Genomic DNA, 19,523 nt, shown 5'->3' on the forward strand with positions numbered 1-19,523 from the left:
CGCGACCTTTCGCAGCGAGCTCTGACCTGCGTCGCGCTGCAAGGACGCGAGCCCGCTGCCGCTTCGCCAGCCGCACCTGCACGCCATCCCGCGCTTGGCCTGGCGCCGCTCCGCTCGCAGCGATCACGCCGACCGACGGGAGTTCGCCCGACGTCCCGCGACTCGCCGGACGCCGCTCAACTCGCGCGCCGCACGGGCGGGCGGTCGGGCGGGTGGGCCAGCAGCAGCTCGCGCAGGCGGGCGGCGGCGGGTGGCAGGCGGTCGATGCCGCGGTGGACCAGGTGCAGCGGGCGGGCGATCGGGGTCCGCGGGTCGGGCACTTCTATCAATCGGCCGTGCGACAGGTCGTGGCGGGCCGAGGCGCGGCTGATCAGCGCGACGCCGATGCCTGCGCGCACGTTGCCCTTGACCGAGGCGATGCTGCCCAGCTCCATCACGATCTCCGCTGACGGGAAGTGGCGCTCGAGCAGCTCCCGCGAGGTGGTGCCGCGGGCGAACGTCACGAACGGCGCGTGCGTCGGGTCGGGCAGCTCGGGCGCGGCGACCAGGATCAGCTCGTCGACGAACCACGGCTCGCCGCGGTCGGTGGTGATCACGCCGAGGTCGAGGTCGCCGCGGTGGAGCGCGTCGAGCACCTCGTCGGTGTTGGCCTCGCGCAGCAAGAAGCGCACGCCCGGGTGCTCGGCGCGGTACAGCGCCAGAGTCGGCGGCAGCAGGTACGTGCACGCGGTCGCCCCCGCGCCGACCCGCACCTCGCCGGCGTGCAGGCCTTCGATCTCCGCCACCGCCCGCTTCGCGTCGTCGAGCGCCGCCAGCACCGCCCGCGCTCGGGTCACCAGCGCGGTGCCGGCGGCCGTCGGCGTCGCCCCGCCGGGCCCGCGGTCGAGCAGCCGGGCCCCGAAGGCGCCCTCGAGCCGCTGAATCGACGCGGTGAGCGCCGGCTGGGACAGATGCGCCCGCCGCGCGGCCTCCGTGAAGGTGCCGAGCTCGATGATGAGCAGGAAGTGGCGGAGCTCGTCGACCATCAGCATCTTCTATAGCAGCCTTCCGAAGATTCGATTGGGCGAATGGTGGTCTGGGCACTACACCAGGCCCAGGAGGTCGCGACGTGGAGATTGGGCTGCTTCTGGTGCTGGGCTGGGTCGCGGGCTGGCTGACCACCGTCGCCGGGCTCGGCGGCGGGGTTTTTCTGATTCTCGCGCTGTCGCTGCGGATGAGCCCGGCGGAGGCGCTGGCGCTGTCGTCACCGGCGCTGCTGATCGGCAACCTGCATCGCCTGGCCGTCGGCCGCGACGAGGTGGACCGGCGGATCGCCGTGCCTTTCGCGCTCGGCGCCCTGCCGGGTAGCGCGCTCGGCGGGCTGCTGGTGGTCGCCATGCCGACGGCCGTGCTGCAGCTGCTGCTGGTGCTGACCTCCGCCCTGGCCCTGGCGCGCGCGCTCGGCTGGTGGCTGCCGCGTCCGCCCGCGGCCGCGCTGGTGCCCGCGGGCGCGGCCATCGGCGCGATGGCGGCCACCACCGGCGGCGCCGGCCTGGCCCTCGGCGCGGTCCTGCAGTCGGCCGGCCTGACCGGGGCCGCCTACGTCGCCACGGCCGCCGCCGCCGCCGTCGCCATGCACGTCGGCCGGATCGCCGCCTACGGCCTCGGCGGCCTCGTCACCGGCGAGACGATGGTGCCCTCGGCCGTGCTGGCCGTGGCGATCCTCGCCGGCAACCTCGCGGGCGGCTGCTTCCGCAAGCGCCTGTCGGCCCGCGCGGGCGCCCGCATCGAGCTCGGGGTGCTGTTCGCCTGCGTCGCGCTGGCGCTCGTCGGCCTGGCTTGAGCTCAGGGACGCGCCTGGACCGCGTCGGACCAGTCGGTCGCTCCTGGCTCGGGGAACTGCACGGCGAAGATCGATCGCTCGGCGAGTTCCAGCTCGACCGCCGCGACGTCGGCTGGCTTGCCGTCGGACATCGCGGCTCTCGCCATCCACCTCTCCGCGGGCAGGCCGTCGAAGCGCAGCGCCGACAGTCGCCACAGCTCCACCGAGAGCCGCGGCTGGCGGGTCTTCTGGAGGGTTTGGTAGGTGAAGTTCGCCAGCGACACCTGTTGTCCTGGTTCCAGGTGGAACGCCGCGTCACAGCGACCGCCACCGCAGATCAAGAGCTGCGGCGTGGAATCCCCCGTGTCGATCGTCCCCGGGCGCACCGACACGCGGCGGCGTCGGTCCACCTCTCCGGCAGTGGCCGCGGGCGAGCTCTCGAAGATCCGGAGCACCACCCACGCTGGCGCCGACGTCTCGTTCACCGCGACGATGTCCAGCACCACGCCCTTGTACTCGTACTTGGCGCGCTCGAAGCCCACGAGGCGAACCGCGGGCTTCGCCGGTCTCTCGGCAGGCACCCGGGGCGCCTCCCCGACCGGCGGCGCGGCGACCTCCGGCTGGTTCGGCGCCGGCGCGGGCTCCACCGGAGCCTGGCAAGCGAACCATGCGAGCAAGCCGACCAGGCCGGCGCGCATCGTCCTCGCGGTGCTCGATCGCCGTCGCCCTGTGCCGCGCACGTCCGTCACTCGAGATACCCGAATACACGTCCTCTGGACGAGCCGCAAGCGCTGCCGCTCGTGTGACCGCGTACGGCACGGACTGGCCGTTCGATGTCGCCACGCGACCCTCGGGCCGACATCGCCTGCATCACATATGTCTCTTGAGCCATGTATTTTACGCCATGCTCATTCAGACAGGCGATGGAGCGGCCGCGAGGTCCGGCCGGAAGCGCAGCGGTCCGTCGCCCCGCGCTCGCGCCCGCAGGAACAGGCGGGCCAGCTCGAGGTGGCGCTGGAACGCGTCGCTCGCGGTGCGGCCGCGGGTGGCTCCGTGGAAGCCGCGGGTCTGCGTCTCGACGCGGAAGGCCGGGCGGGCCGGGCGCAGCACCTGGCCGCTGTCGACGCCCAGGCTGACGATCGCCCGCGGCGGCTGCACCGCGGCGATCTCGGTCAGCGCGCGGCGGAAGTTGTCGGCGGTGGTGTCCGGGTCGAAGTAGCGGCCGGCCAGCGCGTCGGCCGAGGTGGCCGCCAGCGGCAGCACCGCGGTGGCCAGCGCCAATTCGCGGCCGTCGCCCACGTAGCGGTGCAGCGCGCCCGCGGCGAGCGGCACGCGCGAGGCCGGCACCAGGCCCGGGACGGCCAGACGCACCGCCCTGTCGAGGTTCGCCGGGTCGGCGACGAACGCGGCGGTCGGATTGTCGACCACGCCGGCGAACGGACCGAACGCGGTGAGGACGACCGTGGGACAAGATGTCCCTTCGGACAGCTCACGCGCCGCGGCGGCGACCACCCGCGCGCACTGCTGCAGGTTGTCGCTGCGCGGCAGCAGGTGCGTCGCCGCGGCCGCGAGCGCGCCGGTGCTGCGGTCGGGCGGCACGTGGATGAAGCCGGTGAGCACGCCGGCGAACGCCGGCTCGCCGGCCAGCGCGATCAGGTTGGCCAGTTGGTCGGCGCAATAAAAGGTGCCGGGGTCGACCCCGAGCTGCACGTCGGCCTCGGCGCCGGAGTCGGCGACCGCGATCGCCCGCAGCAGGTCGCGCTGACCGACGTAGCGGTCGCCGCTGCGGATCGCGTGGTCGGCGACGCTCGCGGCCGCCTGCGGGACGTAGTCGCGGCCGTAAGCGTCGAGGTCGTCCATGCCGGCGCCGAGGGTAGCACGCCGGACCGCGGCTTTTAGCGGGTCTGGAAGTAGAAGCGATAGGCGCTGTTGTCGTGCAGCATGGCGCAGCTGCCGGTGTCGCTGCCGGACGGGGTGCCGACCAGGGTCAGCTCGCGGATCGAGTCGAAGCCGAACTGGTAGGTGTTGTTGGCCCGGTTGAAGGCGCCCTGGTAGAACTGGGTGTTGCTGCCGAGCTTGAACGCGTAAAACCGGTAGTTGGCGCCGTCGTGCAGCATGGTCCAGCGCGACCAATCGGTGTCGCTCGGGAACTCGATGACGGGGATCTGCGGGAGCGAATTGTGGCCGAAGCGGTAGACGTTGGTGCCCGGCACCCAGGCGGCCTGGTACAGCGTCTGGCGGTAGCCGAGCCGACGCATGTACAGGCGATAGTCGGCGCCGTCGTGCAGCATCGCGAAGCTGCTGGGGTCGACGTCGGCGGGGAAGCCCTCGAGCCGCAGCTCGGGGATCGAGTTGTGACCGAAGGCGTAGCTCGAGCCGTTGAAGCTGAACTGGTAGATCGTGTCGCGGCTGCTGCTCTTGAAGCAGTACAGGCGGTAGGCCGCGTTGTCGTGCAGCATCGACCAGCGGGCCAGGTTGGCGTCGGCGGGCGCTCCCGCGATCGGGATGTTGGGGATCGAGTTGTTGTACCCGAACTGATAATTGGTGGACCCCGGGACGTACGCGAATTGGTTGAGTGACGGCATCGAGCGATTCCTTCCGGCCGCGCCAAACTGCGGCGGTCCGGATGCTTTCAAACGAGAGTGCCGCGATCAACGGGAGTTATCGCCCCGCGCGCCGCTGCGCGCCGATTCGGCGACTCACCGCATTCGCACCGGGACGGAGTACGAACGACGAATGCGTCGATGATGGAAAGCGTCACCTCGTTCAGCGAACGCCGTGGCGACGAATCGCGCCGGACTCAGCCGGCGTGAGCGAGCGTCGTTCACCCCGAAATTGCCTCAGCGCGGCCTTTCGGCCCCGCACCGCTCATTCGACGGCGCCGCCGAGGCACGACCGATCGAGGTATTGAGTGAAGGCGGTGGTGCAGAAATCCACCGCTTTTAAATAGCAGTCGGCCTGCATGGCGTCCCAATCGCCGGACAGGACGATCGGGTTGGCGTCGGCGACGTAGAACTCGGTGGACCCGGTGCAGCGCGCGAGGCAGTACCACGGGCCATGGTACGACGGGGATGCGCACCAGCCCTCGCGCATGCGCAGCTCCGCGTCGCCGTCGCCGGGCGCCGGCGTCGCCTCCGCCGGCGCGGCGAGCAGCATCGTCTGGGTGTAGAGCAGCGCGACGATCATCGACATGGCATCCCTCGATTCGCCGCAGAGTGTGAATCGACCGCCGCCGCTGTCGAGCAGGCTGCGCCCATCACCGGAGCGGCCTCGTCGCTGGCCGTCGCGTCCTTCCTCGCGGGCCGGCCCGCTCGCGGGGACCGCCGGCGCATGCGGCAGCGAATCCGAAGCGAGCCGGCGATGCCCACGCCGTCCTGGCGGCCGACCGAGCGACCGAGCGACTCGGCCCGCGAACGTCGTGCCGGCCGAGCGGGCGACCCGATCGCAGCGGCCCGATGCGCTCGCGTCTGCGGGCCGAGCGGCGACTCGAGCGAGCGGGCTCGAGACCCATCGACGGCGCCATCGATCGCTGCCGGCGAAACGAGCCGCCCGAGCGGCGCTCGCGTCGCTGCCGCGTCAATCGTCGTCGAGGCCGAACTTCTTGATGAGGCGGTAGAGCGTGGTGCGCTCGACCCCGAGCTCGGCGGCGGCGTCGTTGCGGCGGCCCTGCGCGCGCGCGAGGGCCAGGCGGATCCGCCGGGCCGCCGCGCGGTCGAGGTGGGCCTGCAGCGGCAGCGCGTCGTCGGGGTCGGCGCTGGCGGGCGGCGGCGCGTCGGCCTCGAGCAGCAGGTCGTCGCGGGTGATGACCTCGCCGCGCGCGAGCACGGCGGCCCGCTCGACCAGGTTCTCGAGCTCGCGCACGTTGCCGGGCCACGGATGTCCCTTGAGCCATGTCTCGACGGTCGGGTGGAAGCCGACGAACTCGCGCCCCAGCTCGGCGGCGAAGCGGACCAGGAAGTGGTTGGCCAGCGGCAGCACGTCCTCGGGGCGCTCGCGCAGCGGCGGCAGGCGGATCGGGATCACCGCCAGGCGGAAGTACAGGTCCTCGCGGAAGCGGCCGGCGGCGCACTCGGCCCGCAGGTCGCGGTTGGTGGCGGCGACGATCCGGACGTCGACCGGCCTCGCCTTGGTGCCGCCGACCGGCAGCACCTCGCGGGTCTGCAGCGCGCGCAGCAGCTTGGCCTGGAAGTCGACGTCGACCTCGCCGATCTCGTCGAGGAACAGGGTGCCGCCGCCGGCCCGCTCGAACACGCCGGCGCGCGCGCCCGCGGCCCCGGTGTAGGCGCCCTTCTCGTGGCCGAACAGCTCGCTCTCCAGCACGCCGGCGGCGAAGGCCTTGCAGTTGACCGCGACGAACGGGCCGAGGGCGCGGTCGCTGTGATCGTGGATCGTGCGCGCCACCAGCTCCTTGCCGGTGCCGCTCTCGCCGGTGACGAGCGCGGTGGCGCGGCTGCGGGCGGCCCGGGCCGCGAGGTCGAGCACCTCGCGCATGGCCGGGCTGTGGGTGATGATGTCGGGCGAGCCGGCCCGCTGCAGGGCGGCGCGCAGGCGTCGGTTCTCGCGGGTGAGCGCGCGGACCTGCAGGGCGCGGTGGACCAGCGCGCGGCAGGCGTCGTTGTCGAACGGCTTCTCGACGAAGTCGAACGCGCCGTCGCGGATCGCCGCGACCGCCGTCGGCACGCTGGCGTGCGCGGTGACGAGGACCACCGGCATGTCCGGAGAGACAGCTCGCGCGCGCCGCAGCAGCTCGCGGCCGTCGACGCCGGGCATCATCAAATCGGTGAGCAGGAGGTCGTACGACTGCTCGGCGAGCGCGCGCAGGAACGGCTCGGCGCCGGGGAACACGTCGACCTTGTGGCCGTCGCGACGCAGCAGCATGGCGAGGACCTCGGCCATGCGCGGCTCGTCGTCGACGACCGCGATCTGCGCGGCGCTCACGCGGCCTCCGGCAGGCGCACGCAGAAGCAGGCGCCGCGGCCCTCGGGCCCGAGGCCGCCGCCCGGGACCAGCTCGAGCGCGCCGCCGTGGGCCTCGGCGATCCGCGCGGCGGTGGCGAGGCCGAGGCCGGTGCCGGTCTTCTTGGTGGTGAAGAACGGCTCGAACAGCCGCGCCGCGTGCTCGGGCGCCACGCCGGGGCCGTCGTCGCGCACCAGCAGCTCGACCGTCGGCCCGCGCCGGCGCACCTGCAGCTCGATGCGCCCGCCGTCGTCGATCGCCTGCGCGGCGTTCAGCGCCAGGCCGTAGACCAGCTGCGCCAGCAGGTCCGGGTCGCCGCGCAGCGCCGGGCCGTCGCCCTCCGCGGCGTCGAGCCGCCCGCGCTTCGGTCGCAACGCGTCGCGCACCAGCGGCTCGACCGCGGTCACGAGCCCGGCCAGGTCGACCGGCTCGCGCCGCGGCGCCAGCGGCCGCGCGTAGTCCAGCAGCGCGGTGACGACCGCGTTGAGGCGGTCGACCTCCTCGACGATGAAGCGCGCGGCCTGGTGATTGTCTGTCCCTTCGGGCATGTCCTCGAGGACAAGCGACGCGGAGGAGCGGATCACGCCGAGCGGGTTGCGCACCTCGTGGGCGACGCCGGCGGCGAGGCGACCGATCGCCGCCAGCTTCTCGCTGTGGGCCTCGCGGCGGTGGCTGGCCTCGAGCGCGGCGGCGCTGGCCTTGAGCCGGTCGCGCGCGTCGAGCAGGAGGGCGATCGCGTAGCCGAAGCCGGCGAAGGTGACCGCGAAGAAGCCGACGACGACCAGGGAGACGTCGACCCCGGCGAGCCGCAAGAGGAGGAAGTCGAACAGGCCGGCGCCGAACCCGAGGACTGCCCCGAGCCAGGCGCGGCGCGAGGACGGTGGCGAGGGCGGCGCTGAAGGCACGAAGGATTCGTCTCCGGTCGGGGCGAGCGCGAGGGCGCGGAGACGACTATAGGCGAGACGCGGTCGCAGGGTCACGAGTCGGCAAGAGCACGCGGCGTGCCAGCGAGAGACAGCGCCGATACCGCGCCCTGTCGGCGTGCGCAGCCAGGCGAACTTCGGGCCGAAGCCCGAGCGATTTCTCCAGCAGTTCCGCGCCGCGGCTCCGCGATCAGGAGGGCCGTACATCTCGCCGGCGCGGTCGCTCGCGGCCCGCCATCACGAGGCGAAGCTCGGCGAAGGAATCCTTCACCCCGCCAGTGCGGCTCGGTCGAGGGCTCGCCCGCAGCTCGACCTTGACGCATCGCAGGGTCGCTCCGCAGCTCCCGCTCCCCTGCCGCCTCGACGCGGTGAGCCGACCCGAGCGCGGTCACGGCGATGCTCGGCGCTGCCGGCCGCCGAGGATGCGGGTCCGCAACGCGTGTTGCAGGCCTGCAACGTCGCCCGCGCCACGCGAGCGCCGGAGCCCCGCGGCGGCGGCGATCGGGCCTTGGCACGCCGGTTGCTCATGGTCAGGCACGAAGGGAAATCCGCGTATGAACACCCGGCAAATCGTCCTCACCATCGTCGCCCTCGACTTCCTCGCCATGACCGTCTACGTCGTCGCCAACCACGGCTACGTCGGCATGTTCGCCGACCTCCTGTCGACCTGGCCTGGCATCCTCACCGCCTTCGACCTCACCATCGCCCTCTTCATGATCATGGGCTGGATGCTGGTCGACGCCCGCAAGCACGGCCTCGGCGTCCTGCCCTACGTGATCGCCACCCTGGCGTTCGGCTCGCTCGGGCCGCTCGCCTACCTCATCCGCCGCGAGTGGGCCCTCAAGGCCGGGTGAGACATGTCCTCGGGGACATGTCGCGCGGAGCGTCGAGTCGCATGTCCCCGGGGACATGTGATTCGACGCCGGCAGCCCGCGCCGCGCGTCGCTATCGCCGGCGGCAGGCTCGCGCTGGCGAAGCAGGGCCGTCCTCGCCGCGCCGGGGCGAACGCGTGACGCCTCGCACCACCGACGATCGCGGCGATCGTCGACCGGTGACGAGGTCGTTCGGCGGCCGGCCACCGAGCGCCTGTCCGGCCGCGAGCTCGCACGCGCTCCGCGCTCGTGCAGCTTCGCGACATGCAACTTCGTGCGCCGCTGCTCGCCTGCTCGCTCGTGCTCGCCGCCTGGTCGGCGCCCTCCGCGGACCGAGACGCGCCCTGCAACCTCGCGGCCAGCATCGGCACGGAGGTCACCTGCGGCCTGTCGCAGGAGTGCCCCGGCGAACCCGTCCAGAGCATCTCCTGCGACGGCGACACCTGCACCTGCTGGACCGGCCAGGAGTTCGAGCGCGAGTGCGCGGGCGACGGCGTGTGCGGCGAGTTCGAGGCAGTGCAGCAGCTCGAGCAGCTCGCCGAGGCGTGCTGCGGGTTCGTCTTTTACGACGCGTGATTCGCTCACGGCTGCATCAGCGCGCGGTAAGCCCCGTCCTGCGCCAGCAGCTCGGCCGGCGCGCCGAGCTCGACCAGCTCCCCACGCCCCAGCACCGCCACGCGATCGCACATCGCGGCCACGCTGGGCCGGTGGGCGATGAGGATCGTCGTGCAGCCGAGATGCTTTTTTAAATTACCGAGCACCTCGGCCTCGGTCGCGGGGTCGAGCGCCGAGGTCGCCTCGTCGAGCAGCAGCAAGCTCGGTCGCCGCACCAGCGCGCGCGCCAGGGCGATCCGCTGGCGCTGGCCGCCCGAGAGGTTGGCCCCGCCGTCGACCAGCATGGTGTCGTAGCCCATCGGCATGGCCTCGATGTCGTCGTGCACCGCCGCGAGCCGGGCCGCGGCGACGATGTCGACCTCGTCGGCCCCGGGCGCGCCGACGACGATGTTGTCGCGGATCGTGCCGTCGAGCAGCGCCGCGCTCTGGGTGACGACGCCGGTGCAGCGGCGCAGGGCGTCGAGGTCGAGCCGCGCCAGCGGCACCCCGTCGACCGCGATCTCCCCGGCGGTCGGCCGCGCCAGCCCGAGCAGCAGCGCGGCCAGGCTCGACTTGCCGGCGCCGCTGCGGCCGACCAGGCACAGCCGCTCACATGGCCTCAAGGACAGGCTCACTCCGCGCACCACCGCGGGGCTGTGCTCGTCGTAGGCGAAGCTGACGTCGCGCAGCTCGATGGCCCCGGCGATCGCGGCCGGCGCGTGCGCCCCGGCCGGCGCGACCTCGGGCGCGGCGCGCAGGACGTCGTCGATGCGCTCGATGTGCCCGGCGATCTGCGGCAGGCGCCCGAGCGAGGCGACGAGGCTGCCGATCGGCGCCAAGAAGCTCATCGCCAGGTAGGTGCTGCCGAGCATCGGCCCCAGCTCGAGCGCGCCGCTGGCCACCTGCGTCGCGCCGAACCACACCAGCAGCAGCGGGGTGGCCACGCGCAGGGCGTGCAGCAGGCCGTCGACGCCGGCGCCGTGGCGATCGCGCTCGGCCTCGGCGGCGTGGGCGTCGGCGTGCAGCGCGTGCCAGCGCGCGAGCGCGACGTCCTCGCTGCCCATCGCCTTGAGCGCGGGCAGGGCCGCGAGCGCGCGCCACTGGTAGCCCTGCGCCTGCGCCTGGGTGGCGATCTGCCGCGCCGACAGCCGCTCGAGGCCGGCCCGTGCATGCATGGCCACCAGCACCTGCACGAGCGACAGGGCGATCGCCGCCAGCGCCATCGGCCATGACCAAAAGGACAGGACGACGAGGTAGAGGACCACGAGCGCGCCGTCGGTCAGGATCGCCGCGGCCACCGCCGCCAGCAGCGCGCGCACCGGCGCCAGCGCGGCGAACCGCAGGGCCAGGTCGCTGCTCGGGCGCACCGCGAAGAAGCTCCACGGCAGGCGCACGAGGTGCGCGAACAGACCCTGGGCGAGCCGGCGGTCGAGGTGCAGGCGCAGGCGCGACAGCAGGCGCTCGCGGGCGACGAAGCTGACGAGCTGGCCGGCGGCGAAGACCAGCACGACCAGGCCCCACGCGGCGAGCTCGGGATCGCCGGCGCCGGCGCGCGCGACGAGGTGGGAGATCAAGAGCGGCCCGGCGAGCGACAGCGCGACCAGCCCGCCCGAGGCCAGGGCGAGCCGGCCGAGCACGCCGCTGGCCCGCAGCGATCGCCGCAGCTCCTGCCAGGTCGGCGACGGCGGCTGCGCCGGGGCCAGGGTGAAATCTGGCCCCGGGGACAGCTCGAGCGCGAGCCCCGAGAAGCCGCGCGCGAACGCGTCGGCGTCGAGCTCGCGCCGGCCGAGCGCCGGGTCGACGAGCACCACCCGCCCCGCCTCGGCCCGCTCGAGCACGACGAAGTGCTTGCCCTCCCAGTGCAGCACGCTGGCCGGGGCCAGGCGCGAGGCCGCCGCGGCCGGCAGGCGCACCCCGCGGCCGACCAGGCCCCAGCGCTCGGCGGCCCGCAGCACCGCCAGCGCCGAGGCGCCGTCTCGACCTGTCCCTAAAGACCTATGTACATTGTCGCGACCGACGCGGCGGCCGTAAAATGCCAGCACCATCGCCAGGCAGGCGGCGCCGCAGTCGGCGGCGGTGGTCTGGGGGATGAAGGGGACCGCGACGGACATGGCGCTCACCGGACCGGGTCGGGGGCGAGGCCGACGAGGCCGCGCTTGGGGTTGCAGGCGACGACCATCGCCCGCACGCACGCGGCGATGGTGGCGGCGGGCACCGCGTGGCGGTTCCACACGAAGGCGGCGACGGCCGGCAAGATCGCCCGCCGGCCCCACAGCAGTTCGCCGCGCCGCCAGAGCTCGTCGAGCTCGGCCGCGTAGGCGCGGTTGGCCGCCTCGTGGCCGTCGAGCAGGTGCGCCTCCGCAGTGTCGGTGCGCCGCCGCAGGCCCGCCAGCGACACCGGCGCGAGCGTCAGCGCCGGGGCCTCGATGCCGGAATACAGCTTCTCGAGGTTGCACCACACGTCCCACGCCTCGCCGTGGTCGCCGGTGCAGCGCACGAACAGGTCGGCGAGGACCGCCAGGCACTGCGCGGCCGCCCCGAGGGACACCGCCCCGAGCGCGACCAGCCGCTCGCGCGCCAGGTACAGGCGGGTGTCGGCGTCGAAGTAGCGGTGCGCCGCCGCCGTCGCCCCCGGCCCGCCGAGGTCGTAGGTCTCCGGCTCGTACGCGCTGTAGAACCACTCGACCACGTCCCCCTCGTCTGAACTCTTTTTAAAGATGTCCTCGAGGACAGGGTGGAGCTCGGGGCCGAGCCGGCCGCCGCAGCGGATCCGCAGGCCCGGCGGCTTGCGCACGAACCACAGAGAGTCGGTCCCCGCGGCCCGCAGCGCCGGCTCGCTCGCGTCGAGGCGGCGCATCAGCCCCCGCTCGGCGGCCCGCCAGCTGCCGTCACGCGCAGTCAGCGAGACGTTGACCTGCAGCCACCGCGGCTCCGAGCCGCTCGAGCAGCGCGGGGCGCACCACGGACAGGGCGAGCTCGGCGACGTGGCGCTCGCCGGCGGCTGTGCAGATCCATGCGTCATCGATGAACTCCTCGACGGTGATGCAGGCGGCCGCACCTGCTCCTTCGGACATGGCCTCGACCGCCAGCGGGGCGTCGCGCGGGACCAGCAGCGGCGGCTCGGCGTCGCGGTGGACCAGCACCAGCTCGGGCCAGCCGCGCCGGGCCGCCAGCCGCTGCCACGCGGCGAACCGCGCCGACCCCGGCGCCGCGTCGATCAAACTTTTCAAATCGTCGCCGACGAGCACGCTGCGGCGCGTGCGGACGACCGCGCCGCCGGGCAGGCGCACGCGCGGGCTGTGCCGCGGCGCCTCGGCCTCGACGCGGAAGCCGAGCCGGTCGCCGCGGGGGATCTGCGGCGGCGTGCGCATCGACGACACCAGCAGCAGGTAGTGGCACGGGTCGTCCGGCGGCTGCGCTGCGGTGAAGCTGTGGATCGCCAGAGCACGCCCGCGCCCGGGCACGCGGCACACCGGCGCGCCCGTCCGCCCGTCGCGCTCGACCCGGGCGCCGCGCAGGTCGACTGCCTCGCCGTCGGCCGCCCAGAGGTCCACGACATGCGGCACGAAGCGCGGGCTCGCCTGTACGTTGGGACAGGCGTGAGCGAAGCCCAGGGCGGCCTGATCGACGCCGGTGACCTCCGCGACCCGCTCGTACTGCTCGCCCAGCCAGCGCGTGACCGGCCCGCCCTCGGGCTCGAGCAAGCCGGCGCAGCGAGCGAACGCCGGCGTCGCGTCACGCACGAGCCCGCGCAACACCAGCCGCGCGCCGTCGATGCGCGGAGCGTCGAGCGCCGCGCGCGGCGGGTCGTCCGCATCGACCGCCGCGGCGTCGAGGCCTTCGGTCCGGACCCTCGTCGCCTCGCCACCCGCATCGGCCCGGCCGATCGTGAACAGCAGGCAGCCCAGCGGCGTGTCGCCGCCGCCCGCCGGCTGGATCGGGGTCACCAGTTCCGCCGCGTCGCTCGCCGTCAGCCGCTCGGCCCACGCCGCGGCGCGGGCGGCCAGCTCCGGACCGAGCTCCTCGCCCAGGCCCTCCCAGGTGGCCAGAGTGACCTGGTCGCGCAGCAGCGGCGGCGGCTCGAAGCCGGACAGGTCGCGGCCCGCCGCGCCGAGCCAGCGGTCGACCAGGGCCGGGCCGAGCGCGCCGCCCATGCCGAGGTGAGTGGTGAAGCCGGTCAGCTCCGCCGCGGTCGCGGCGATCGTCGCCGCCAGGTCGCGTCCGAGCGCGATGTCGAGCGGCGCAGTCGTGTCGCAGCGCAGGGCCACGCGCGGCTGCTCGATCTCGCCCAGCCCGAGCGTCGACGCGAGCGCGCCGACGCGCGCCCCCGCGGCCGCCAGCGCCGCGGCCAGGGCGGCCGGCGCCATGCTCTGCGCGCTCTCGTCCAGCGCCTCGCACTGCGCCCGCAGGTCGTGCGCGGCGGCGCGCCAGGGCGCGGCGTCGGCGGGCGGCAGCGCGCCTGCGGCCTGCGCGAGCGCGTCCCACGGCGACGTGAAGCGGGTCGGGAAGCGCAGCCCGCCGACCAGCACGCCCTCCGCGATCAGCAGCTCGACCACCCCGGCGCGCGCCGGCGCCGGGAAGCCGGCCGCCGCCAGCACCCCGGCCGCCTCCTCGCGGGTGAAGCTCGGCGCCGCGGCCCTCAGGGCGGCGATCGCCCGCATCAGCGCCGGCGCCGGCGCGACCCGCCGCAGCCCCGAGTCCGCCGGCCGGCGGAAGCTCGCCCCGTCGGCGTCGACGCGGACCGTCGGGTTGAGCTTGTAGCGGGCCCGCGCCCGGTAGTCGGGGCGCGCGGCCAGGGCGGCGAACATGGCGACGAACGGCGCGAGGTCGGGGGCGAACGCGCAGCGCGGCGCCGCCGGCCGGCAGCTCACCCCCTCGCCCTCGCCGACGCGCGCCAGCGCCACCCCGGCCCACATCCCATTGGGCTCCGGCCGGGCGACCGCGCGGGCCAGGTGGCGGTACAGCGACGTCTCGCGGTGGCGGACCCGCTTGTTCCGCGGCGCCCGCACCGTCCCCGCCGCGCTCGCGGCCAGCTCCGGGTTGCCGAGCGTCAGCGCCCGCATGAACGCAGGGTCGTCGGCCGTGCTCGCCCACAGGCGCGCCCGGGTGCGCTCGATCGCCGCCGCGTAGGCCTCGCAATAACCTGTCCACTCGGACATGTCCTTCGAGTCAGCCACCCCGGCCCGCGCCGCCAGCTCGGGCTCGGCCAGCGCCTGCACGCGGCTCAGCGGGAACGCGGCCACCCGCACCACCGCCGCCGGGCACAGATCGATCTCGGGCGCGCGCATGTCAGCGCGCCTCCTGGCGCAGCAGGAAGTCGCGGATCGTCAGCAGGCGCCGGTGGTCGGGCAGGCGGGCGTCGATGGTGGCGACCAGGTGGCGCTCGATCGCGTCGAGGGCCGCCAGCTCGCGCATCTGCGCCGTGAAGCTCTCGGGCGTCAGGCCGGCGTGGGCCAAAAACGCCTCGGTGCGGGCGCGCGTGGTCAGGTCGAAGCGGGCGCGGAACCACCGCGCGACCTCCTGCACCCGCTCGCCCGGCAGCTCGAGGTTCTGGCGCGCCAGCTCGCGCTCGGCGAGCACGCCGATCAGCACCCGCTTGCGCGCGCCGGCCAGGGTCTCGCCGCCGGGCACGAAGTTGTCGTCGTCGTGGAAGTTCATGCCAGCAGCTCCATGCGCTCGCCGGGGCGCAGCGGGCGGACCGCGGGGGCGTCCGCCACGCGCGCGGCCGCCTGCGTCACGGTGACCAGCTCGGGGTCGAAGCTCGGGTCGTCGTCGCCGTGCGGGCCGAGGCCGAGGCGGGCGAACCACGGCGCCCCGCCGTTGGCGTAGGGCACCACGGTGCGCGCCCACCAGGCCCGGGCCGCGGCGATCAGGTCGTCGGCGTCGTGCATCAGCTGCTGGCGGATGCCCCACTGCGCCCGCGGCACCTGCAGCAGGTAGCGCGCCACCGAGGTGCCGAGCAGCTCGATCGGGTGCAGGCGCCACGCGCGGTAGCCCCCGAACAACACGTCGAGCGGACCGTGCCGCCGCGCCGCCGCGCGGGCCATGGCGATCGTGTCGCCGGCCGCGTCGGCGCCGGCGTCGGCGATGCAGGCGACGCGCCGGCCCGCGACCTCGATCAAGTAGGTGTTGCCGAGGTTGCGCGCCTCGGGGTGGAGGAACTCGCCCGCTGTCGGCTGCTCGCCGTAGAACGGCAGCACCACCACGCGGAACGGCCCGACCTGCACCGAGTCGTGCCAGCGCAGCGCGATCACCCGGCGGAAGCCGAGCTCGCGCAGGCGCAGGGCCATGTCGACGCTGAGCAGCGACTCGCGCGCGACCGCGGGCACGACGATCGGCGTGTCGGCGCCGAAGCGCAGCAGCGCGTGCAGGTCGAAGTGATCGGGGTGGCCGTGGGTGACGAGCACGAGGTCGGGCCGCAGCGCCCGGCACGGCAGCGGCCGCTGGGCGTCGCCGGGCAGCGGCGGGACCGCGAACGGATCGACCACGACGCGCACGCCGGCGTGCTGCACCGCCACGGTGGCGTGGCCGACCGCGGTGACGCCGTCGCCGAGGGCGCGCTCGTCGGCTGTCTCTCGGGTCAGGGCGCCGGCCTCGCGCAGCGCGTCCCACAGCCGGGCCCCGAGGCCGCCGAGCGGGCGAGCGCAGCCGCGGTCGAGCGCGGCGACGACCGCAGCCAGCTCGGCGGCCTCGCCGTGGAGCGGCACCGCCAGCGAGCCGTCGCCCGCCGGCCCGAGCCCGCGCACCACCAGCGCAGTCGGGGTCACCTGCGCCGCCGCCGGGTACAGGCAGTCCTCGCGCAGCACGTCGGGCGCGCTGTACAGCCCGCCGAGCGCCTGGGCGGCGAACATCCGCGGCATGAACTCGGCGCTGCTCTCGACCAGGCGAGCCGGGCCCTCGCGGCGGGCCAGCGCGATCAACGGGGCGCAGGTGCGGGCCACCAGCGCGTCGACGAGCCCGGTCACGCCGCTGCCGTAGCGGGTCTGGTCGGCGTAGCGGACCTGCAGGCCGACCTCGTCGCGCAGGCGCATGTGGTTCATGGTCATGAGGACATGCTCCAAAGGTCAGGCGGCGCGCGGCCGGCGGTACAGCTCGTCGGCCACCGCGTCGACGAACTCGCCGTGGAGGCCGAGCAGCGAGCCGGCGGGGAACAGCGCCGCGATCTCGGCGTGGATCGACCGCCGCGCGGCCTCCATCGCCGCCGCGCTGGCGCGCACCGCCGGGCCGGCCACCAGCAGCGCGCGGATCGCCTCGAGGCTGCCCGGCAGCTCGGCGCGCAGGCGCTGCAGCTCGGCGCGCTCGGTCGCGCTGGCGCGGGCGGCGAAGCAGGCCAGCGGGAAGCTGACCACCTCGCGCTCGAGGTCGCGGCTGTGCGGCTTGCCGAACAGGTCGTGGAGGTCGTTGGCGATCTGGCGGATCTCCGCGGTCGCCTCGCCGATCCGGCGATACGCCGCGGCGCGCTCGGGCTCGCAGCCGGCGGCGATCGCCGCCAGCTCGGCCGACAGCGCGAACACCGACGACTTGTCGGCGTTGTGGGCGCGGACGCCGGCCTCGTCGCCGGCGATCGTGCCCGAGAGGTCGCGGTGCTGGGCGGCGACCGCCCGCAGCGAGTGGCGCCGCAGCGACAGCCGCGCGGCCTCGGCCCTACCGACCGGGACCGCCGCGGCGATCGTGTCGACTGCGACCATGTGCAGCGCGAGCGCGGCGTTGTCGGCGACCGGCGCGCGCTGAGGGTCCCACGGGGCCGCGAGGTCGCGGTCGGAGACGTCGTCGAACAGCCGGAGCGCCATGTAATAGAGGGTGCATCCGGCCGCGAGATCGACGTTGCCGCGGCCGCACTCGGACATGCCGACGAGCAGCGGCAGGGCCGCGGGATCGGCCATCAGGCTGGCCTTGCGGGCTCGCGCCCGGGCGAAGAACGCCAGCAGCAGCTCGCTCTGCTTCGCGTCGAGCTGCGGGTCGCGGACGACGTCGTCGCACTTGCGGTGCGCGGCGGTGACGGCGATGGCGAGCGTCTCATGCATGGGCGAGCTCCAAATCAGCAGAGTTCACGATAGACAGGGGAATATGCAAGGAAGCCAAGAATAGACGGAGACGATATAGCGATAGCAGTCAGGCGGCAGAGCGGGCGCGAGCGGTTCGGCGAAGAGAATAGGGTCCGTCGAACGCTCGGGCCTGGGCGCGCGGAGGGCCGGTCTCGGGCGAGCCGGCCCTCCGCGCGCAGCTCCGAACTCACCAGCTCGGGCACATGACGGTCTTCGTCGGCGGCACTGCGGCCGCCTCGGGGGCGCCGGCGAGCTCGTTCTGGCCGCCGAAGGCGGCCCGCAGGTCGTCGAGGTCGACCAGCTCGAGCTCGTGCGAGGGGAGGTCCGAGGTGGGGATGAGGTCGCGCTTGTCCATGGTGTTCTTGCCTTTCGTGTCGGTGGACGCTGCGCCTCGGTTCATCCGGGCCGCTTCGTCGTCCCTCGACGCTCGGGGTAGTGTCGCGTACCGGCGCGACTGATTAAGCGAATCGTACCGACGTGACTCCGGCGCTACCGCATGTCGCGGGGGCCAATTGATCCCGCGCCCGCCGGCACTGATACGGCCCTCGCCGCGGCCCGCCGCAGATCGTGCGAAAACGCGGCCAGGACGTCGACAGCGTGCGTCCTGACCGCGTAGGGGGGTCGGCGTACGTGATCATCGTGCCGGGGCTCGCCGCGAGCCTGCGACACAATGCACATTGTGCGCCGCGCCACGCGTGTTTCAGCCGCGCGCCGACGCGCCGGCGAGAAAGCGCAAAAAGGCCAGGACGCGGGGGAGGGTGCGTCCTGGCCGGGGTTGGGGAATCTACAGTGGGCCGGCTCACCAGCTCGGGCACATGACGGTCTTCGTCGGGGGCACCGCGGCGGTCTCGGTGGCGCCCGGAGCGGCGGCCTCACCGCCGAAGGCGGCGCGCAGGTCGTCGAGATCGACCAGGGTGAGCTCGTTGTCGCGGGTGTCGGTGTCGGGGATGTTCTTCTGCATGGTGGGTCTCTCTCGCCGGTGGACGCTGCGCCTCGGTTCATTCCGGGTCGCGTCGTCGTCCCTCGGCGCTCCGGTAGTGTCGCCCGCCCGTCGATCGGGTTAACCACGCGATGCATTCGGCGAGAATGCAGGCGGTAGGACACGGGCAGATACGCGAATCGCCGGAGAACCAACGCGAAGAGGGCCGCGGACATGTGCGTCCGCGGCCCTCGAGGTGCCATCATTCGCCCTTGGGACGATCGTCACGAGTCGCCGGGCACCTTGACCCCGAGCACGGCGCCGGAGCCGGTGTAGTTGCCGGTGTCGCAGGTCGGCAGCGTCTCCCAGCCGGGCAGGCCGATCACCGGATCGCTGTAATTCCGGTGCACGCCGGTGGCCGGCGCTCCGCCGCGGCAGCGCGCGCCCGAGGCCCCGTAGCCGGCCTCTATCTCCCACGAGGGGTCGGAGGTCCAGTCGAACAGGTCGTTCAGCGGGTCCTGCATCGAGATGTGCCTGCCCGGGACGGTGCGCGGCTCGTCCTCGAACCAGGCCATCCACGCCCGCAGCATCGCGGTGCGCTGGCTGACCTGCAGGCCGCGGTGAGCGGTCGGGTCGTAGAACGCGTTGAGCTGGAACTGACCCTTCGACACGGCGCCGTTGATGCAACCGTTGATGAAGATGCCCGGGGTGTCGGTGATGTACGGCCCGAGCTTCGAGCTCGAGAACAGCGACACGTTCGGGCTCAGCACCGAGCTGAACTTGTAGTCGGCGCCGAGCGCCCCGCCCTCGTCCTCGTTCGGGCAGATGTGGTGGTAGCCCGCCACCTTCTCGCTCTCGGGGTACCTGCCCGGGTCCTTCGGCACCACGTTGGTCACCAGCTCGTAGCGGCAGATCGTCATCGTCGGGTCGTAGGCGCCCGGCGAGCACCACGCGTCGGCGATCTTCAGCTCCGCGCCGAAGGTCGGGGCGCCGTCGAGCGGGTCGATGTCGACGTAGAACGTCGCGCCCTTGACCGCCGTCCCGCCGATCCACCCGAACGTGCCGAGCTTGAGCTTCAGCTCGCCGTCGGCCTCGACGTCCAGCTCGGTGATCCCCACGAGCGACCCGAAGTGCTCGATCGTGCCGCCCTCGATCCGCACGTCCGCAGTGTCGTTGGCCGCCGGCTCGCGCCGCGTCTTCGCGAGGTTCGACAGCTTGTGGTCGCCGATCCGCGAGGTGTTGGAGAGGCCGCCCGAGCAGTCCGTCGCCGGACAGCGCTGCGCGACGTCGTCGGCCTCGCCGATGCCGACCGAGAGCTCGTCGTCGCAGCCGAGAGCGGAAGCGAGGAACAAGAGGGCGGTGGTCGAAGTGCGCATCGTAGTGCCCGGGCTACGCTCGGCAGGTGACCGGCCT

General features: G+C 73.9%; 19 protein-coding genes. 3 read left to right on the forward strand and 16 right to left on the reverse strand.

The window, feature by feature from the left end:
- Positions 1–176: 176 nt before the first annotated feature.
- Positions 177–1,025, reverse strand: a complete 849-nt coding sequence (locus OV090_RS47360) for a LysR substrate-binding domain-containing protein (protein WP_267711689.1) — start codon at positions 1,023–1,025, stop codon at positions 177–179.
- 83 nt (positions 1,026–1,108) lie between these two features.
- Between OV090_RS47360 and OV090_RS47365 the strand changes: the two genes are divergently transcribed.
- On the forward strand, positions 1,109–1,822 hold the full coding sequence (locus OV090_RS47365; RefSeq protein WP_267711690.1) for a sulfite exporter TauE/SafE family protein: 714 nt from the start codon (positions 1,109–1,111) through the stop codon (positions 1,820–1,822).
- A 2-nt stretch (positions 1,823–1,824) separates the two neighbouring features.
- Here the strand turns inward: OV090_RS47365 and OV090_RS47370 are convergent, their stop codons facing one another.
- From OV090_RS47370 to OV090_RS47395, 6 genes are all read right to left on the reverse strand, one after another.
- Entirely contained in the window at positions 1,825–2,499 is a 675-nt protein-coding gene (locus OV090_RS47370) for a hypothetical protein (RefSeq protein ID WP_267711691.1), read from the reverse strand.
- Positions 2,500–2,713: 214 nt separating this feature from the next.
- Positions 2,714–3,661 carry a hypothetical protein gene (locus OV090_RS47375; protein ID WP_267711692.1) on the reverse strand — a complete coding sequence of 316 codons (948 nt, stop codon included), beginning with the start codon at positions 3,659–3,661 and terminating at the stop codon, positions 2,714–2,716.
- Positions 3,662–3,696: 35 nt separating this feature from the next.
- Positions 3,697–4,386 (reverse strand): hypothetical protein, encoded by a 690-nt coding sequence (locus OV090_RS47380; RefSeq protein WP_267711693.1) that lies wholly within the window; start codon positions 4,384–4,386, stop codon positions 3,697–3,699.
- Positions 4,387–4,669: 283 nt separating this feature from the next.
- Positions 4,670–4,993 carry a hypothetical protein gene (locus OV090_RS47385; protein WP_267711694.1) on the reverse strand — a complete coding sequence of 108 codons (324 nt, stop codon included), beginning with the start codon at positions 4,991–4,993 and terminating at the stop codon, positions 4,670–4,672.
- 384 nt (positions 4,994–5,377) lie between these two features.
- On the reverse strand, positions 5,378–6,739 hold the full coding sequence (locus tag OV090_RS47390) for a sigma-54 dependent transcriptional regulator (protein WP_267711695.1): 1,362 nt from the start codon (positions 6,737–6,739) through the stop codon (positions 5,378–5,380).
- A complete protein-coding gene (locus tag OV090_RS47395) occupies positions 6,736–7,662 on the reverse strand; it encodes an ATP-binding protein (RefSeq protein ID WP_267711696.1) in 927 nt (308 codons plus the stop codon). Before OV090_RS47395 ends, OV090_RS47390 begins: the two co-directional genes overlap by 4 nt.
- A gap of 572 nt (positions 7,663–8,234) precedes the next feature.
- On the opposite strand from OV090_RS47395, the gene OV090_RS47400 reads away from it, so the two are divergent.
- Both OV090_RS47400 and OV090_RS47405 read left to right on the forward strand, forming a co-directional pair.
- Complete coding sequence (locus OV090_RS47400; protein WP_267711697.1) at positions 8,235–8,534, forward strand: hypothetical protein; 300 nt, start codon at positions 8,235–8,237, stop codon at positions 8,532–8,534.
- Between the two features lie 282 nt (positions 8,535–8,816).
- Positions 8,817–9,128: a hypothetical protein gene (locus tag OV090_RS47405; protein WP_267711698.1), complete on the forward strand. Its 312-nt coding sequence runs from the start codon at positions 8,817–8,819 to the stop codon at positions 9,126–9,128.
- Between the two features lie 5 nt (positions 9,129–9,133).
- On the opposite strand, the gene OV090_RS47410 is transcribed toward OV090_RS47405, so the two are convergent.
- From OV090_RS47410 to OV090_RS47450, 9 genes are all read right to left on the reverse strand, one after another.
- Positions 9,134–11,257 (reverse strand): peptidase domain-containing ABC transporter, encoded by a 2,124-nt coding sequence (locus OV090_RS47410; RefSeq protein ID WP_267711699.1) that lies wholly within the window; start codon positions 11,255–11,257, stop codon positions 9,134–9,136.
- Between the two features lie 5 nt (positions 11,258–11,262).
- Positions 11,263–12,066 carry a thiopeptide-type bacteriocin biosynthesis protein gene (locus OV090_RS47415; protein WP_267712135.1) on the reverse strand — a complete coding sequence of 268 codons (804 nt, stop codon included), beginning with the start codon at positions 12,064–12,066 and terminating at the stop codon, positions 11,263–11,265.
- Positions 12,035–14,434 (reverse strand): lantibiotic dehydratase, encoded by a 2,400-nt coding sequence (locus tag OV090_RS47420; RefSeq protein ID WP_267711700.1) that lies wholly within the window; start codon positions 14,432–14,434, stop codon positions 12,035–12,037. Before OV090_RS47420 ends, OV090_RS47415 begins: the two co-directional genes overlap by 32 nt.
- A 1-nt stretch (position 14,435) precedes the next feature.
- On the reverse strand, positions 14,436–14,804 hold the full coding sequence (locus tag OV090_RS47425; RefSeq protein ID WP_267711701.1) for a hypothetical protein: 369 nt from the start codon (positions 14,802–14,804) through the stop codon (positions 14,436–14,438).
- Positions 14,801–16,192 carry an MBL fold metallo-hydrolase gene (locus tag OV090_RS47430; protein WP_267711702.1) on the reverse strand — a complete coding sequence of 464 codons (1,392 nt, stop codon included), beginning with the start codon at positions 16,190–16,192 and terminating at the stop codon, positions 14,801–14,803. Before OV090_RS47430 ends, OV090_RS47425 begins: the two co-directional genes overlap by 4 nt.
- 18 nt (positions 16,193–16,210) lie before the next feature.
- Positions 16,211–17,170 carry a polyprenyl synthetase family protein gene (locus OV090_RS47435; protein ID WP_267711703.1) on the reverse strand — a complete coding sequence of 320 codons (960 nt, stop codon included), beginning with the start codon at positions 17,168–17,170 and terminating at the stop codon, positions 16,211–16,213.
- 208 nt (positions 17,171–17,378) lie between these two features.
- Positions 17,379–17,546, reverse strand: a complete 168-nt coding sequence (locus tag OV090_RS47440; protein ID WP_267711704.1) for a hypothetical protein — start codon at positions 17,544–17,546, stop codon at positions 17,379–17,381.
- A gap of 444 nt (positions 17,547–17,990) precedes the next feature.
- Complete coding sequence (locus OV090_RS47445; RefSeq protein WP_267711705.1) at positions 17,991–18,152, reverse strand: hypothetical protein; 162 nt, start codon at positions 18,150–18,152, stop codon at positions 17,991–17,993.
- 242 nt (positions 18,153–18,394) lie between these two features.
- Positions 18,395–19,486: an ADYC domain-containing protein gene (locus tag OV090_RS47450; protein WP_267711706.1), complete on the reverse strand. Its 1,092-nt coding sequence runs from the start codon at positions 19,484–19,486 to the stop codon at positions 18,395–18,397.
- Positions 19,487–19,523: the final 37 nt, after the last annotated feature.

Source organism: Nannocystis sp. RBIL2 (genome assembly GCF_026626745.1).
Classification (GTDB): Bacteria; Myxococcota_A; Polyangia; order Nannocystales; family Nannocystaceae; genus Nannocystis.

Bases quoted from the DNA above. Each gene is read 5' to 3' on its own strand.
- OV090_RS47360 (WP_267711689.1), bottom strand. From the start codon at position 1,025: ATGGTCGACGAGCTCCGCCACTTCCTGCTCATCATCGAGCTCGGCACC.
- OV090_RS47370 (WP_267711691.1), bottom strand. From the start codon at position 2,499: ATGCGCGCCGGCCTGGTCGGCTTGCTCGCATGGTTCGCTTGCCAGGCT.
- OV090_RS47375 (WP_267711692.1), bottom strand. From the start codon at position 3,661: ATGGACGACCTCGACGCTTACGGCCGCGACTACGTCCCGCAGGCGGCC.
- OV090_RS47380 (WP_267711693.1), bottom strand. From the start codon at position 4,386: ATGCCGTCACTCAACCAATTCGCGTACGTCCCGGGGTCCACCAATTAT.
- OV090_RS47385 (WP_267711694.1), bottom strand. From the start codon at position 4,993: ATGTCGATGATCGTCGCGCTGCTCTACACCCAGACGATGCTGCTCGCC.
- OV090_RS47400 (WP_267711697.1), top strand. From the start codon at position 8,235: ATGAACACCCGGCAAATCGTCCTCACCATCGTCGCCCTCGACTTCCTC.
- OV090_RS47405 (WP_267711698.1), top strand. From the start codon at position 8,817: ATGCAACTTCGTGCGCCGCTGCTCGCCTGCTCGCTCGTGCTCGCCGCC.
- OV090_RS47410 (WP_267711699.1), bottom strand. From the start codon at position 11,257: ATGTCCGTCGCGGTCCCCTTCATCCCCCAGACCACCGCCGCCGACTGC.
- OV090_RS47420 (WP_267711700.1), bottom strand. From the start codon at position 14,434: ATGCGCGCGCCCGAGATCGATCTGTGCCCGGCGGCGGTGGTGCGGGTG.
- OV090_RS47425 (WP_267711701.1), bottom strand. From the start codon at position 14,804: ATGAACTTCCACGACGACGACAACTTCGTGCCCGGCGGCGAGACCCTG.
- OV090_RS47430 (WP_267711702.1), bottom strand. From the start codon at position 16,192: ATGACCATGAACCACATGCGCCTGCGCGACGAGGTCGGCCTGCAGGTC.
- OV090_RS47435 (WP_267711703.1), bottom strand. From the start codon at position 17,170: ATGCATGAGACGCTCGCCATCGCCGTCACCGCCGCGCACCGCAAGTGC.
- OV090_RS47440 (WP_267711704.1), bottom strand. From the start codon at position 17,546: ATGGACAAGCGCGACCTCATCCCCACCTCGGACCTCCCCTCGCACGAG.
- OV090_RS47445 (WP_267711705.1), bottom strand. From the start codon at position 18,152: ATGCAGAAGAACATCCCCGACACCGACACCCGCGACAACGAGCTCACC.
- OV090_RS47450 (WP_267711706.1), bottom strand. From the start codon at position 19,486: ATGCGCACTTCGACCACCGCCCTCTTGTTCCTCGCTTCCGCTCTCGGC.